Source organism: Actinobacillus minor NM305, assembly GCF_000175195.1.
Classification (GTDB): domain Bacteria; phylum Pseudomonadota; class Gammaproteobacteria; order Enterobacterales; family Pasteurellaceae; genus Haemophilus_A; species Haemophilus_A minor.
In genome coordinates this window covers 1-14,425 of sequence record NZ_ACQL01000097.1, presented here as the reverse complement: position 1 = coordinate 14,425, position 14,425 = coordinate 1, and the positions used below count along the sequence as shown (strand labels likewise).

The 14,425-nt window shown below is 37.9% G+C and carries 13 protein-coding genes; 7 read left to right on the top strand and 6 right to left on the bottom strand.

What is annotated here, in order from left to right; translation table 11 throughout:
- Positions 1-44: 44 nt before the first annotated feature.
- Both AM305_RS06010 and AM305_RS06005 read right to left on the bottom strand, forming a co-directional pair.
- A complete protein-coding gene (locus AM305_RS06010) occupies positions 45-917 on the bottom strand; it encodes a pirin family protein (protein ID WP_005824093.1) in 873 nt (290 codons plus the stop codon).
- A gap of 126 nt (positions 918-1,043) precedes the next feature.
- Positions 1,044-1,946 carry a pirin family protein gene (locus AM305_RS06005; protein WP_005824091.1) on the bottom strand — a complete coding sequence of 301 codons (903 nt, stop codon included), beginning with the start codon at positions 1,944-1,946 and terminating at the stop codon, positions 1,044-1,046.
- Positions 1,947-2,076: 130 nt separating this feature from the next.
- Between AM305_RS06005 and AM305_RS12450 the strand changes: the two genes are divergently transcribed.
- Positions 2,077-2,244 carry a hypothetical protein gene (locus AM305_RS12450; RefSeq protein WP_005824089.1) on the top strand — a complete coding sequence of 56 codons (168 nt, stop codon included), beginning with the start codon at positions 2,077-2,079 and terminating at the stop codon, positions 2,242-2,244.
- Positions 2,245-2,351: 107 nt separating this feature from the next.
- Here AM305_RS12450 and AM305_RS06000 read toward each other — a convergent pair whose 3' ends face one another.
- Positions 2,352-4,178, bottom strand: coding sequence for a monovalent cation:proton antiporter-2 (CPA2) family protein (locus AM305_RS06000; RefSeq protein ID WP_005824087.1), 1,827 nt, complete (start codon positions 4,176-4,178; stop codon positions 2,352-2,354).
- A gap of 238 nt (positions 4,179-4,416) precedes the next feature.
- Here AM305_RS06000 and ybeY point away from each other — a divergent pair, with 238 nt between their 5' ends.
- The 3 genes from ybeY to AM305_RS05985 all read left to right on the top strand — a co-directional run bounded on the left by ybeY (position 4,417) and on the right by AM305_RS05985 (position 8,072).
- Entirely contained in the window at positions 4,417-4,908 is a 492-nt protein-coding gene (ybeY, locus tag AM305_RS05995) for an rRNA maturation RNase YbeY (RefSeq protein WP_005824085.1), read from the top strand.
- A gap of 11 nt (positions 4,909-4,919) precedes the next feature.
- Positions 4,920-6,806, top strand: coding sequence for a GNAT family N-acetyltransferase (locus AM305_RS05990; protein WP_193594273.1), 1,887 nt, complete (start codon positions 4,920-4,922; stop codon positions 6,804-6,806).
- Between the two features lie 69 nt (positions 6,807-6,875).
- The gene (locus AM305_RS05985) at positions 6,876-8,072 is read left to right on the top strand and encodes an amino acid aminotransferase (RefSeq protein WP_005824082.1); all 1,197 of its coding nucleotides are present in this window, start codon (positions 6,876-6,878) and stop codon (positions 8,070-8,072) included.
- An 83-nt stretch (positions 8,073-8,155) separates the two neighbouring features.
- Here the strand turns inward: AM305_RS05985 and AM305_RS11830 are convergent, their stop codons facing one another.
- The 3 genes from AM305_RS11830 to accD all read right to left on the bottom strand — a co-directional run bounded on the left by AM305_RS11830 (position 8,156) and on the right by accD (position 11,050).
- Positions 8,156-8,722: a ribonuclease HI gene (locus tag AM305_RS11830; protein WP_005824080.1), complete on the bottom strand. Its 567-nt coding sequence runs from the start codon at positions 8,720-8,722 to the stop codon at positions 8,156-8,158.
- 90 nt (positions 8,723-8,812) lie between these two features.
- Positions 8,813-10,108, bottom strand: a complete 1,296-nt coding sequence (folC, locus tag AM305_RS05975; RefSeq protein WP_005824077.1) for a bifunctional tetrahydrofolate synthase/dihydrofolate synthase — start codon at positions 10,106-10,108, stop codon at positions 8,813-8,815.
- Positions 10,109-10,162: 54 nt separating this feature from the next.
- A complete protein-coding gene (accD, locus tag AM305_RS05970) occupies positions 10,163-11,050 on the bottom strand; it encodes an acetyl-CoA carboxylase, carboxyltransferase subunit beta (RefSeq protein ID WP_005824076.1) in 888 nt (295 codons plus the stop codon).
- Between the two features lie 285 nt (positions 11,051-11,335).
- Here accD and mazG point away from each other — a divergent pair, with 285 nt between their 5' ends.
- The 3 genes from mazG to cpxA all read left to right on the top strand — a co-directional run bounded on the left by mazG (position 11,336) and on the right by cpxA (position 14,385).
- Positions 11,336-12,127: a nucleoside triphosphate pyrophosphohydrolase gene (gene mazG, locus AM305_RS05965; protein WP_005824072.1), complete on the top strand. Its 792-nt coding sequence runs from the start codon at positions 11,336-11,338 to the stop codon at positions 12,125-12,127.
- An 85-nt stretch (positions 12,128-12,212) separates the two neighbouring features.
- The gene (locus tag AM305_RS05960; RefSeq protein ID WP_005824071.1) at positions 12,213-12,938 is read left to right on the top strand and encodes a response regulator; all 726 of its coding nucleotides are present in this window, start codon (positions 12,213-12,215) and stop codon (positions 12,936-12,938) included.
- Positions 12,939-12,987: 49 nt separating this feature from the next.
- Positions 12,988-14,385, top strand: coding sequence for an envelope stress sensor histidine kinase CpxA (cpxA, locus tag AM305_RS05955; RefSeq protein WP_081453543.1), 1,398 nt, complete (start codon positions 12,988-12,990; stop codon positions 14,383-14,385).
- Positions 14,386-14,425 lie beyond the last annotated feature (40 nt).

The following is a 14,425-nucleotide window of genomic DNA, read 5'->3' as shown; positions in this document are numbered from 1 at the left end:
AATGTTTCTACTCATCCCCATCAGATTTCTTAATTATTTACACATTATTGTGCAATCGAACCAAATTTACCTGCTTGTACATCACGAATTGCTTGCACAATTTCGGCTTCGCTATTCATAACAAATGGACCATAACCCACAATAGGCTCATCAATTGGTTCGCCGGTTAAAATCAGGATTTTTGAGTCTTTATTGGCTGCGAGTTCAACATCTGAACCTCCTCGCACAAATGTAGCTAATTCACCTGTTTTGGCAACATCGCTACCATTGATTTTAACTTCGCCATCAAGCACCAATACAATTAAGTTATGGCTCTCTGGTACAGCAAACAGATTGCTTTTACCTGCATTTAGACGAACATCCCACATATTTACAGGTGTAAAGGTACTTGCTGCACCATTTACATTATTTAAATTCCCTGCAATTAAACGAGCGTAACCGGCATTATCGGCAAACTCAACAACTGGAATTTCTGCTGATATAATGGCTTGATATTTTGGGGTTGTCATTTTGTCTTTTGCCGGTAAATTTACCCAAAGTTGCACCATTTCGAACATTCCTCCCTCTTTAGAAAATTTTTCAGAATGGAATTCTTGATGCATTAAGCCTGAGCCGGCTGTCATCCATTGCACATCGCCAGTCCCAATTGTACCGCCTCCACCATAAGAGTCGCTATGCGAAACTTCGCCTTGATAAGCAACGGTTACCGTTTCAAAACCACGATGCGGATGCTCTCCTACTCCACGTGGGTGGAATTCTCTATTTGGTTCAAAATAACGAGGTGGATTATAATCCACCAATAAGAACGGACTTAAATTTTCATTTCTCTCGTTATAACTAAACATTGATTGAACTTCAAAACCATCTCCAACCCAATATTTTGCTGGAGCACGACGAATATTTGCTAATTTTTTCATATAAACCTCACATTGTTATCTGATGGACGCTATTATATACTTTCATATTTATAGATAAACTATAAAAAGGTAAAAACACTATTTACTTATAGTAAATAATTTTCTTTAGATAACAATGCTTTTAAATTAACGTAATTTCTCTGGTACTCTTGGTGCAGGTAAACGCTTCAATACCGTTCCTTCCAAATTAATATCGCCAAAACGGGAGTGACCGTTATTCCAATCTTCCACCGCTTGTTTAAGCGCTTCTTTGCTGTTTGCCACAAAGTTCCACCAAATAACGGTTGGATGAGGTAAAGGCTCTCCGCCTAATAGCATAATGTGAGAACCGGCTTCAGCCCAAAGATCTAATTCGCCATTTGCATTTTGGCAGTCAAATAAGACCGCTAGCTCATCCGCTTTATAACTCACGCCGTTTACTTTGACTTCGCCTTTTAGAACCAAAATGCCATATTCAAAGGTTGGTACACGGTCAATATCAAAAACTTGGGCATTTCTAAATTGCATATCTACCCCAACCAACGGGCTAAATTGCGTAGTTGGTGCAGTGCGACCTAAATAACTACCTGTGGTTAGTACATAATCAATACCGTTTTCGCTCCATTCAGGTAATACAGGATAATGCTCAAAATTCGGTTTGATTTCTTGGTTCATCGGCAAGGCAATCCAAAGTTGTACCGCATGTAAATCGTGCACACCTTCAGGGGTTTGCTCCGTATGGCTAATACCATAATTTGCCCCTGTTCCAGCGGTCATCAAATTCACTTGTTTAGGGCGAATAAGCTGGCGATTACCAAGACTATCTTGGTGCCAAACTTCGCCTTGTAGCATCCACGTAAAAGTTTGAAGATTGGTATGCGGATGTAAGCCTACTTGTAAGCCTAATGAATTTTCCTCAAATTCCGCAGGACCTGCATGATCTAAAAAACACCACGCCCCAACGGTTTTTCGCTCTGGTTGTGGCAATAAACGCGCAACAGAAATACCGCCTACATCTTTTGTTTTTGCTAAAATTTTATCTACGCTCATGATGCTCTCCGTATAAAAATCTCGTGGATTATAACCGCACTTTAAATGACAAAAAAGCCGAGAGTGTTCTCGATTCGTAGAGAGTACAAATAGAGAGGTTGATTTAATTAAAGAACGGCTAGATTTTGCTTTGCGCGTTCGTCCGTATCCATTTGAAGATAGTGAAATTGTTACCAAAACACTCTGCTTGTCGCAACATTATTTTGTTGCTAGCCCTAAGTTGATCGGCGAGCCATCAGCCCGATTATTGATTGATTTTCTTGCGGTTAAATTTGCCGAGTCCGATATTGTGATTTAAAAAAAATCCCCTTAATGAGAAAATTAAGGGGATTGCAATTTTTAGGGTAAAAAAGACCGCTTGTTAAAATTGGCTATGAATATCCATAGCCAAATTAGACATTTCAATTAGGAATTATTTTCTCTTGCTCGAGTGAGAATATTTTGAATTTCAAGCATCGTTTCTTGATCTTCTGCTAATGCAATTTTCCGCATTTCCGCATTTTTGAAAATCTCAAGTTTAGGATCATAAACTTCTGCCATTAATTTCACACGATGACGATCTCGGTCGAAATAGTATTTGCAGATTTCATCTGCCACTTCGTGTTCAATACCTAAAATTTCTAATGCTTTACGACTGCTTCGTACCGCAGAGTCAAAGGTTTCTCGAACTTGAATATCTGCACCTGATTTATAAAGCTCAAATACATGGCGACGGTCATAAGCTCGAGCTAGAATTTTAATATTCGGATTCATTGAACGAGCAAGTTCTACAATATGTAGTGCTTGTTGTTTATCATCCACCGCAACAATCAATAATTCAGCGGTTTCAATTCCTGCATTGTGTAATAACTCCGGACGTGTAGCATTACCATAGTAACTTTTAATACCAAAATGCCTTGCTGATTCAACCTGTTTTGCATTGAGGTCAATAACCGTTGGATGATAGCCAGACATAGTTAAAATGTGATTAACAATCTGCCCATAACGCCCAATTCCCACTAAAATAATTGGGTGCTGCTCATCAATATGATCTTCAGATTGTTGCTCGCCTTTATCAGCTAAACGAGGCACAACAAATTTATTGTGTAAAATAATCGTTAATGGCGCAAAAATCATTGAAAGCACCACAATCGCTGTAAAATTCGCTTGGATTTCAGAGGTAATTACGCCTTGGGTTGCAGCTGCTGCATAAAGCACAAAAGCGAACTCCCCACCTTGCGCCATTACAACGGCTCTATCCATAGCTGTCGAATTAGTGCTTTTTGCCAATTTAGCAATAATGAAAATTGCCAGTGATTTAACAAACATCATCGCTAATACAATAGAAAGAATGACTAACCAGTTATTAAAGACGATATTTAAATCTAACGCCATTCCTACACCAAGGAAGAATAAACCTAATAGCAAACCTCTAAACGGCTCAATATCTGCTTCTAATTGGTGTCGGAAGCTTGATTCAGAAAGTAACACCCCAGCGACAAAAGCCCCCATTGCAGTAGAAAGCCCACCTTTTTCCATCAATAATGCCGAACCTAAGACTACGAATAACGCTGCAGCAGTCATCAGTTCACGGATTTTAGTTTTTGCCAAAATACGGAAAAGCGGGTTTAGTAACCAAATTCCAGCAATCACTAACGCTGTAACAGACAAGCCGGCGATCCCAATTTTTTGCCACACTGGTTGTGCATTAGCAACGTCATTAGCTTCTAGTGGAGAAAGGAATGTAACAACCGCTAACAATGGCACAATAATCAGATCTTCAAAAAGCAAAATAGAGACCATCTTTTGCCCACGGTAGCTTGCCATATCACCACGTTCGCTTAACACTTGCATCACGATAGCTGTTGATGTTAAAACAAAGCCTGCTCCACCAATAAATGCCACTTGCCATGGAAAACCAAAAGCCATACCGACAAAAGTCAATAAAATGGCACTCGTAACGACTTGAGCGCTACCTAACCCAAAAATCTGACGGCGTAATCCCCAAAGATGGGAGGGTTTCATTTCTAATCCGATAATGAACAGAAACATTACTACGCCGAGTTCAGCAATATGTATGATAGATTGGGAATCCGAGAAAAGTTTTAGTCCAAAAGGACCAATGGCGATCCCAGCGGCGAGATAGCCTAATACTGAACCTAATCCCAATCGTTTAAAAATAGGTACAGCAATAATTGCTGCGCCCAGTAGCGTAACAACGCTCACTAATTGATTTGCACCTTCTGCTGCCATATACCCTCAATATATAAAATTTACTATTATTCTTATGTCTGTTTAAATTTTATTAAACAGCGCCTTATTATTGAATATATTTTACAAAATATCTAGTATCATATCCTTGTATTTACTTAGATTTAACGATTTAATTTAATAGGTAAATAAATAGAATTTCAAATTAAAAAAGTCATAGTTTTCCCCTTCCCTCTTCGGGTAAAATAACTACCAATTTAGATTTAAGGAAAAAGTATTTATGACAATACCAATGATTGATTTACAGATTGCCTGTGAAAATAGTGAAAATTTACCCAGCTTAGAACAATTAACTCTTTGGGTGAAAACAGCGCTGGCTTATGAAGCTCAAACGGAGGATTTTCCTGAAACGGAAATGACTATTCGCATTGTTGATGAAGCCGAGAGCCACGAATTAAACCTGACCTATCGTGGTAAAGATAAACCAACCAATGTACTCTCTTTTCCTTTTGAGGTGCCGGAAGGTATTGAATTGCCGCTATTAGGCGATTTAGTCATCTGCCGCCAAGTGGTAGAAAAAGAGGTGGAAGAACAGCAAATATCCCTTGAATCTCATTGGGCGCATTTAGCCATTCACGGTACATTGCATTTGTTAGGCTATGATCATATTGAAGATGAAGAAGCCGAAGAAATGGAAGGGCTAGAAACGGAAATTATGCAAAAACTCGGTTTTGCTGATCCGTACCTCTCTGAAAAAGTTATCGAAAGCTAATTTCCAAGGCTATGAGAAAACTCGTTATTTTGACTTCAGCACCTGATTTTCTTGAAGGTGCTGAAAACTTTTCCCATATTATCCTTCCTGTTCTATCTTCTGATAAAGAAAAAAGCGTTACATTGCCACGAAACTATAGGTTCTCAAATTGGCGAAAAATCCCATTTTCCAATGCTAAAACGTTGTTAGGTTCGGAACACGCTTTCGCTTTTTTTGATATGAGAGCTTCAAATGGCGTGAATTTTCATTTGGAAGCCTTTGCTATTGTTGCAGGTACAATTCAAGATAATGGAACACTTTATCTTATCTGCCCTCATTGGCATAATTTAAATGAGATTATGGATGAAGATGCGTTACGTTGGAACGATAACGAACTCATCGCCACACCTCATTTCTATCATTACTTCAAAAAATGTATTCATGCGTTTCATTTTGAGGTTACGGCAGAATTTTCTTATCCTACAAGCGGTCAGAATCCCGTTGGATTTCACCAATTTACGCCGCAACAGCAAAATATTTTTGAAAATTTACCGCTTGATAGTGCAGACATTCATCTTATTATCGCACCTAGAGGACGAGGGAAATCCACCCTAGCGGGCAAATTAGCAGAACAAATTGTACAACACTCCCCTGTGCTTATTACCGCCCGTAGTCAAACTGCTTTACCTAACTTTTGGCGAATAAACCAATCTGAGCATATTCAATTCCTTTCGCCGGATGTGCTTATCAAGCAGATTGAAGAACAAACGTACAACGCTCAAAGCTGGCTATTTATTGATGAAGCTGCCAGTTTGCCTTTGCCGTTACTCGTTAGGTTTTGTGAGGTGTTTCATAAAATTGTTTTAACGACAACAACGCATAATTATGAAGGAACAGGACGAGGCTTTTCGTTAAAATTACTACCGCTTCTAAGTCGAAGCGTTAAACAATGGCAATTAACTCAGCCGCTACGTTGGCAGGAAAATGATCCACTCGAACATTTTGTGGATCGATTATTACTACTCGATGATGAAATTCATCACGCTCATCAAAAAAATATAACAAAAACCGACTTTTATCGCCTTCTTGCCGCAGCGCACTATAAAACAACGCCTACGGATTTACGCCGTTTATTTGATGGCGAAAATCAGATTTTATTTCCTTATTCAGAAAACGGGCTGCTTATTGGTGGGATTTGGGCGATCAATGAAGGAGGGCTAGATAATGAACTTTCTCAAGCCATTTGGCGAGGAGAACGGCGCCCTCAAGGGAATTTAGTGGCGCAATATCTTTGCTATCAAGGTAATCTACCCGAAGCTCCGCAGTTATACTCTATCCGAATTTCTCGTATTGCCGTTGAACCTCATTTCCAAAATCAAGGTATTGGCAAGCGGTTAATTTCTGATTTCATTTTGCAAATCTCAAAACAAAAACAACCGCTTGTTGATTTTATTTCGGTGAGTTTTGGACAAACCGCAGCATTAACCCATTTTTGGCAACAATGCGGTTTTGAATTAGTCCAAATTACGCCGAATAAAGAAGCCAGTAGTGGTTATTACAGCGCAATGATGCTCTATCCTTTGACGGAGAAAGGCAAACAATTTGTCAAAAAAGCGCAAATGCAATTTAGCCGAAATCAAGCACTTCTGCCCCATATCCAAAATGGCAATCAAAAAATGACGAAATATCTCAAGCTAGATAAAACTGATTGGCATGACTTATACGGTTTTGCTTATGCACAACGTTCTTTCCAAGCAAGTTATGCCAGTTTAAAAAGACTTTATTGGCAATATCCTGAACAATTTTCTGCGATGAAAGGTATTTTTGAACGTGAAGAGCCATTACCCAACAACAAAAAGCAATGGCTTAACCATTACAGAACGTTGGTACAAAAAATTTTACAGGAAAATGATGGATAGCCCTTGCTAAAAATGGCATTTCGCTTTATAAAGATTTCATTTCAAACACAACTTTTAGAGGACAATAGCATGTCAATGTTTAATCATATTCAAGCAGCACCAGCCGATCCAATTTTAGGGTTAGGAGAAGCGTTTAAAGCAGAAACACGTGCTGGAAAAATCAATCTTGGTATTGGTGTTTATATGAACGATGAGGGTAAAACGACTATCGTTAAAGCTGTTAAAGACGCAGAACGCCAATTATTAGAAACAGAAACGACCAAAAATTATTTAACGATTGATGGTGTGGCTGCTTATAACGCCCAAACCCAAGTATTGCTTTTCGGTGAAAATGCTGAAGTGATTACCTCTGGTCGAGCGAAAACGGCGCAAAGTTTAGGTGGCACCGGTGCTTTACGTATCGCAGCGGAATTTATCAAACGTAACACCTCTGCAAAAAATGTTTGGATTTCGGCGCCAACTTGGCCAAACCATAATGCAATTATGGCTGCAGTTGGCTTAAATGTGAAAGACTATCGCTACTACGATCCAAAAACAAACCGCTTAGATTGGAATAATCTCATTGCTGATTTAAGCCAAGCAGAAGCTGGCGATGTAGTGTTGTTCCACGGTTGTTGTCATAACCCAACCGGTATTGATCCAACACCGGAACAATGGGAAACATTAGCAGCTTTATCTGCGGAAAAAGGCTGGTTGCCATTATTTGACTTTGCTTATCAAGGTCTGGGTAATGGTTTAGAAGAAGACGCTTATGGTTTACGTGCCTTTGCTAAAAACCATAAAGAATTATTGGTTGCAAGCTCATATTCAAAAAACTTCGGATTATATAATGAGCGTGTTGGTGCATTTACGCTGGTGGCTGAAAATGCGGATGTCGCAAATCGAGCTTTCACACAAGTTAAATCCATTATTCGTGTACTCTACTCTAACCCATCAGCACACGGCGCAAGTACCGTTGCAACAGTATTAGCAGATCCAGCGCTTAAAGCTTCGTGGATTGAAGAATTAACAGAAATGCGTAATCGCATTAAAGAGATGCGCAATCAATTAGTTCAGTTATTAAAAGAGAAAGGTGCAACTCAAGATTTCTCTTTTATCAATGAGCAAAATGGAATGTTCTCTTTTAGTGGTTTAACACCTGAACAAGTAGACCGTTTACGTGAAGAGTTTGCTATTTATGCGGTTCGCTCTGGACGTATCAACGTTGCAGGCATTACTAGCAGCAATATTGAAGCATTAGCAGAAGCCATTGTGAAAGTGCTTTAAAAAGGCTAATGTTTTTTGCTAATAAACCTAGCACAAGCTGTGCTAGGTTTATTAATGATTTTTCCCTCATGTGAGGGATTTTTTTATTTATTCTCACAAATAATTTCTAATGTTGATTTTAAAATAGTAATTTGCGCTTGTATCATTTGAACTTGCCGTTTTAATTGTTTTTGTTTTTCTTCGAGCTGCCTAATTTCTTGGTGCAAATTGACCTCTTGGATAATACCCAAATCATATGTAGTGGGGGTTTCTCGGGCTTTATTAGCTAATTTATGGCATTGTTCTATCTGAGGGTGGCTTGAGCTTCGGCTACAACTTATTTTATGTTGTTGTATCAAAAGCGATAATTTTCGCCATAAATCCTGTTCCGATTTAGGCAATTCTAGAGAGGATAGTAATTTCTGAATACCGGCTTCAACAAATTGGCTATCAGTAATAATTTTCACATTATGTGGTTTTTTAAGGCTTTTTAACCCTTCCAAGACAGCAATAAGCTCCATTCGGTTATTATTAGACAAGTAGTATCCTTTGCTACCTTGCTCGAGAGTTTGATTATCTGGGAAATATAGAATATATCCTATTCCACCTAATCCTTTTCCCTTAAGATGGCTACTACAAGAGCCATCTGTATAAAGTTGTACATTTCGCATATTTTCCCTCCTTATGTATAATCCTAAACAAAAGCTTAAAAAAAAGAAAACTGCAAAATGCATTTTTTCGAGCAAGATCGCAAAAATTTATTATTGATTTAACCAAATCACTAAATCTGCTACGGTATGGAAAGAGCCAAAGACCAACACAATGTCCTGTTCCTTAGCTTGATTAAAAGCAATAGGCGTTGCTTGAGCAATATTTTCATAGGCACAAGCGGTCGCATTTGGTAAAGATTTTACCAATTTTTCCAATACCGCTTCCCCACGTTGTCCACGCCAGCAATCTAATCCAACACAGAACCATTCATCAATAAGATTATCTAACGGTTCAACAATACCGGATAATTCTTTATCTTCAAGGCAACTAAAAATAGCAAAAATTTTGCCTTTTTTAACCGCTTGCAGACGTTCTGCCAAATAACGTGCAGCGTGTGGATTATGTCCCACATCAATAATCACTTTCGCTTTAGGTATTATTCCACTAAATTGAGCAAAGTCAGAAGTTGTTAAGGTCTGAAAACGCCCTGTCATTTGTGCTTCAGATAGTGTTTCTCGAATAACCTGTTCACTAATGTTAAATGGTAATTGGGTTAGTGTCGCGATTGCCGTTCCGGCGTTGGGTATAGGAATAAGTGGCATAGGTAAATCAACAAACTGTTGATCTAATGCCTTCCACGAGAAACTCTCTGCTTTAACAAAATAATGCCAATCAACATCTCTTTGCATAACGTGACATTGTAATTGTTTAGCGTGAGTTAAAATGGAATTTGGGCAATCCGGTTCGCCAATAACTACGGGGATATGTTCACGGAAAATACCTGCTTTTTCTCGACCAATATCTTCTCGATTATCGCCTAAGAAAGCCACGTGATCGATGTCAATAGAGGTAATAACGGCTAAATGAGGATCAACAATATTCGTTGCATCTAAACGTCCACCTAATCCTACTTCCAAAATGACAACATCCAATTTTGCATTTTTAAATAATTGGAGCGCTGATAATGTACTGAATTCAAAATAGGTTAAAGAAGCGGTCTTTTTTTCATTAATATCTGCAAAAGATTGAATATGAAATTGATCTGCTAAAACGTCGCCATTGATACGGACACGTTCATTGTAGCGAATTAAATGAGGTGAAGAATAAACGCCCACTGTTAAACCTGCTTTGAGTAGCGCAACCTCTAAAAAACGGCAAGTTGAGCCTTTTCCATTGGTACCTGCAACGGTTATGACATAAGGTGCAGGATTAAGTAACTCAAGTTGTGCAGCTACGCTTTTTATCCGTTTAAGCCCCATATCAATGGGTTTAAAGTGGCTTTTTTCTAAATAAGCCAGCCAAGTTTCTAGACTATCAGAACGGTTTGGGATAATTAAATCTGTCATCATAAATCAAAAGAAAATCCCTGCTTTAACAGGGATTTATATATTTTCAAAAAGTTACTCTTCAATAATCAATTCACCCGTTTTAAACGGTGAAGGTTGATTTGTCATTTTGGCACACAGACGAGCAAGCGTGTCTCGCATATCTTTGCGATGTACGATCATATCTATTGCCCCGTGTTCTAATAAGAACTCAGAACGTTGGAAGCCTTCCGGTAATTTCTCACGTACCGTTTGTTCAATCACGCGAGGACCGGCGAAACCAATTAGCGCTTTAGGTTCAGCAATATTCAAATCGCCCAACATTGCTAAACTTGCAGAAACGCCACCTAATGTTGGATCTGTAAGCACAGAAATGAATGGTACGCCCTTTTCACGCATTTTCGCTAAAATCGCACTTGTTTTTGCCATTTGCATTAACGAGAATAACGCTTCTTGCATACGAGCACCGCCCGAAGCAGAGAAACAGATGAACGGAATATTTTCATTTAATGCTTTTTCTGCCGCGCGTACAAATTTTGCTCCTACAACAGAACCCATTGAGCCGCCCATAAATTCAAAATTAAATGCAGCAGTGACAACCGGCATACCGTAAAGCGTACCTGAAATCACGATGAAAGAGTCTTTCTCGCCGGTTTCTTTTTGTGCAGCAGATAAACGATCTTTATATTTTTTCAGATCTTTAAATTTTAAAATATCTTGTGGCTCTAATTCTGCCGCAATCTCTTGCGCCGAACCTTCATCTAAGAGATTTAATAAACGTGTTCTTGCATTGATACGCATATGGTGATCGCATTTAGGGCAAACTTCCATATTGCGTTTTAATTCTTCACTATAAAGAACTTGATCACAGCTAGTGCATTTTGTCCAAACACCTTCCGGTACTTTTGATTTGCCTACGCTTGATGAAGATTCTCTACCTAAAATTTTGTCTAACCAACTCATTTTTAAACCTTTTTGTTGTCGTTTAAAAGAAAAATCGCTGTATTAAAGCATAAATTTCATCAATTGGGTATGCTTTAATGCAATTATCTGCTCGGATCTGCAAAATAACTACGAATAAGTGTAAGTGCGATAAATAAATGCTGCGATTAAAATACACAGCATAATGATAATTTGCATCAATCTTTTCTTGGTCAGTTTCTCGTGCGCCATAAATTCCTTCCTTTTATTACTCTGTGCTAAAATGGCAAAATAATTCAAATTTTTTACCGCTTGTAAGGAATAATAATGCAAAAACGCCCTTCTATCGACCAATTTCTTGATGTTGTTACACAACTTCGTGATCCGCAATCCGGCTGCCCTTGGGATTTAGCGCAAAATTTTGACACCATGCTCCCCCACTTATTAGAAGAAACCTATGAAGTAGCGGAAGCTATCCATAAACAAGATCGAACCTCATTAAGAGAAGAGTTAGGCGATTTATTACTTCAAGTTGTTTTTTTAAGCCAACTAGCAAAAGAAGAAGGCAGTTTTGATTTTTATGATGTTTTAACGGATATTCATGATAAATTGATTTACCGCCACCCTCACGTTTTTGGTAATAAAAAAGCCAAAGATAGTGAAGAGGCATTAAAAACGTGGGAAGAACAGAAAGCAAATGATGAGAAGCATCAGCAACAAACTTCAATTTTAGACGATTTGCCTTTTGCACTTCCTGCTTTAACCCGAGCGCATAAAATGCAAAAACGTTGTGCAAAAGTCGGTTTTGATTGGGATAATCCGCAAGATGTATTAGCGAAAGTGGAAGAAGAGCTTCAAGAAGTCAAAGATGAAATTGCTCACTATCCAGACCGAACTGAACAACTTGGCGAGGAATTGGGCGATCTCCTTTTTGCAACGGTCAATCTTTGTCGTCATTATCAGGTGGAAGCCGAAGGTTGTTTACGCCAAGCGAATGTGAAATTTGAAAACCGTTTTAGAAAAGTAGAACAGACCGTAAAATCACAAGGAAAAATGATGAAAGATTGTACTTTATATGAGCTAGATGAAATTTGGAAACAAATAAAAACCCTAGAATAATTGACAATTTTTATAAAAACTGTAAATTGTTAGTATCAAGTAAACTCATTGAATTTACATAATTATAAATAATAGGAATTTATGTATGCCTAAAATACTACTTGTAGATGATGATGTTGAGCTAACGGAATTACTCGCAGAGTTACTCTTCTTGGAAGGATTTGGTGTTACCGTTGTACATAATGGTCAGGAAGCCTTAACTGAATTAGAACTTCAATCTTACGATATCATTTTGCTTGATATTATGATGCCTATTTTGAATGGTATTGAAACATTAAAGCAAGTTCGCCAAAAATTAACAACTCCAGTTCTCATGCTAAGTGCAAGAGATGATGATATTGACCGAGTATTAGGATTAGAATTAGGCGCAGATGATTATCTTCCAAAACCATTCAATGACAGAGAGTTAGTTGCACGAATTAAAGCGATTTTACGTAGGACAACTTCTATGCCTAATATGATAGAACCAGTTATTGCGGTATCTCTTGCACCAGAAGATAATGGCAAACAACTTTCTTTTGGTGGTGTTGAGTTGCATCCTGGTCGTCAGCAAGCTGTTTTTGAAGGTAAAGAACTTGATTTAACAGGGACTGAATTTGCTTTATTGCAAATCCTTATACGTAACCCAGGACAAATTCTTTCTCGAGAACTACTAAGTTTAGAAATTTTAGGTAAGCGTTTAACGCCTTATGACCGAGCAATTGATATGCATATTTCTAACTTACGCAAGAAATTACCAGAACGCAATGACAACTTGCCATGGTTCAAAACTTTGCGTGGGCGTGGTTATTTATTAGTAACTGAAAAATAATATTGATATAGTCCCCCGATAATCGGGGGATTTTTCTTTGGTAAAATATATGATTAGAAATATAATCTCTGTTAGAAACTATTTAGTTTTCAAACTATTTATCTATTTTAGCTGTACATTTCTTTCCATTCTTTTTATTACCTTTGCCTTTTCGCAACTAGATGAACGAAGATTAGTGCCAATAAAAGAACAAGATGTTAGTTTTTTAAAGAAAGAAAGTGAAAAAGTAAAAAAAAGATATGATCTTGATAATGCTTTTGAGCGTGATATTTCTATTGAAACCCCTAATGGTTTAGAGTTAATTCTCGTTGATACAGAAACAGATATTGTAAGTGGTATGGATCAAAGTAATGTGAAACCACTTTTAGCCTTTATTTATCAAACAGAAGGGGCTAATCACCCTATGTCTCGTAGTATTGATGATTATCGTATTAATGGCCCATTTCCCCTAGAAACAGTAAAACGAAAATATAATGCTTATTACCTTTTTAAAGTAAAAACACAAGAAACGTGGCTAAATAATATTTTTGACAATCCTTTAATGATGGCAGCAGTACTACTTGCATTTACACTTCCTGTCATTTTTATTCTATCATGGCGAATTACACGTCCATTACGAGCATTACGTTTAACTGCAAATGCGGTAGCAAGAGGTTCATTACAGATTAATCCGGAAATTGAACGACAAGGTGTAAAGGAATTTCGTGACGTAGGTCGTAGTCTGAATTATATGATCGCCTCTCTTAAAGAATTAAGACAACATCAGCAACGGCTTTTATCGGATATTTCGCATGAATTAAAAACACCTTTAGCGCGTTTACAACTTGCAACAGCAATATTGAAAAAGAAACTTGGCGAAAGTAATGAAACGCAACGTATCGAAAATGAAATCCAAAAAATGAATGCTATGGTACTTGATTTATTAGCCATTTCTCGCCAACAAGTAAATCAACATGCTACTCGTGCAATTTTTGTGGTAGATGATCTCTGGCATGAGATTTTAGAAGATGCAAAATTCGAAACAGAGCATAATAACATTACATTAGCGATAAAGAATGAGTTACCAAGTCATCAAAAATTTTATATCAATGGTAATGTCACTTTATTAGCTAGCGCAATGGAAAATATTATTCGAAATGCACAAAAATACGCACATTCTCAAATTAACGTGGTAATCTCCTTGGAGAATGAGAATGAGAATGAGAATGAGAGGCTGATTATCTCTGTTGATGATGATGGCCTAGGTGTTCCAGAAACAGAACTGGAACAAATATTCCGCCCGTTTTACCGTATTGATGAAGCAAGAGCAAGACATACCGGAGGAACAGGGTTAGGTTTAGCTATCGTTGCAAATGCGGCTAAACAACATCGAGGAACTGTAAAAGCAATGAAAAGCCCTATGGGAGGACTTCGTGTTGAACTTTCTCTTCCTCTCTGGTTTGAATAATCTCTGAACTTATTAGCAAATATTCAGTCTAGAATATTTG

Excerpts from the sequence above, each read along its gene's own strand:
- AM305_RS06010 (WP_005824093.1), bottom strand. The coding sequence starts at position 917 with ATGAAAAAATTAGCAAATATTCGTCGTGCTCCAGCAAAATATTGGGTT.
- AM305_RS06005 (WP_005824091.1), bottom strand. The coding sequence starts at position 1,946 with ATGAGCGTAGATAAAATTTTAGCAAAAACAAAAGATGTAGGCGGTATT.
- AM305_RS06000 (WP_005824087.1), bottom strand. The coding sequence starts at position 4,178 with ATGGCAGCAGAAGGTGCAAATCAATTAGTGAGCGTTGTTACGCTACTG.
- ybeY (WP_005824085.1), top strand. The coding sequence starts at position 4,417 with ATGACAATACCAATGATTGATTTACAGATTGCCTGTGAAAATAGTGAA.
- AM305_RS05990 (WP_193594273.1), top strand. The coding sequence starts at position 4,920 with ATGAGAAAACTCGTTATTTTGACTTCAGCACCTGATTTTCTTGAAGGT.
- AM305_RS05985 (WP_005824082.1), top strand. The coding sequence starts at position 6,876 with ATGTCAATGTTTAATCATATTCAAGCAGCACCAGCCGATCCAATTTTA.
- AM305_RS11830 (WP_005824080.1), bottom strand. The coding sequence starts at position 8,722 with ATGCGAAATGTACAACTTTATACAGATGGCTCTTGTAGTAGCCATCTT.
- folC (WP_005824077.1), bottom strand. The coding sequence starts at position 10,108 with ATGACAGATTTAATTATCCCAAACCGTTCTGATAGTCTAGAAACTTGG.
- accD (WP_005824076.1), bottom strand. The coding sequence starts at position 11,050 with ATGAGTTGGTTAGACAAAATTTTAGGTAGAGAATCTTCATCAAGCGTA.
- mazG (WP_005824072.1), top strand. The coding sequence starts at position 11,336 with ATGCAAAAACGCCCTTCTATCGACCAATTTCTTGATGTTGTTACACAA.
- AM305_RS05960 (WP_005824071.1), top strand. The coding sequence starts at position 12,213 with ATGCCTAAAATACTACTTGTAGATGATGATGTTGAGCTAACGGAATTA.
- cpxA (WP_081453543.1), top strand. The coding sequence starts at position 12,988 with ATGATTAGAAATATAATCTCTGTTAGAAACTATTTAGTTTTCAAACTA.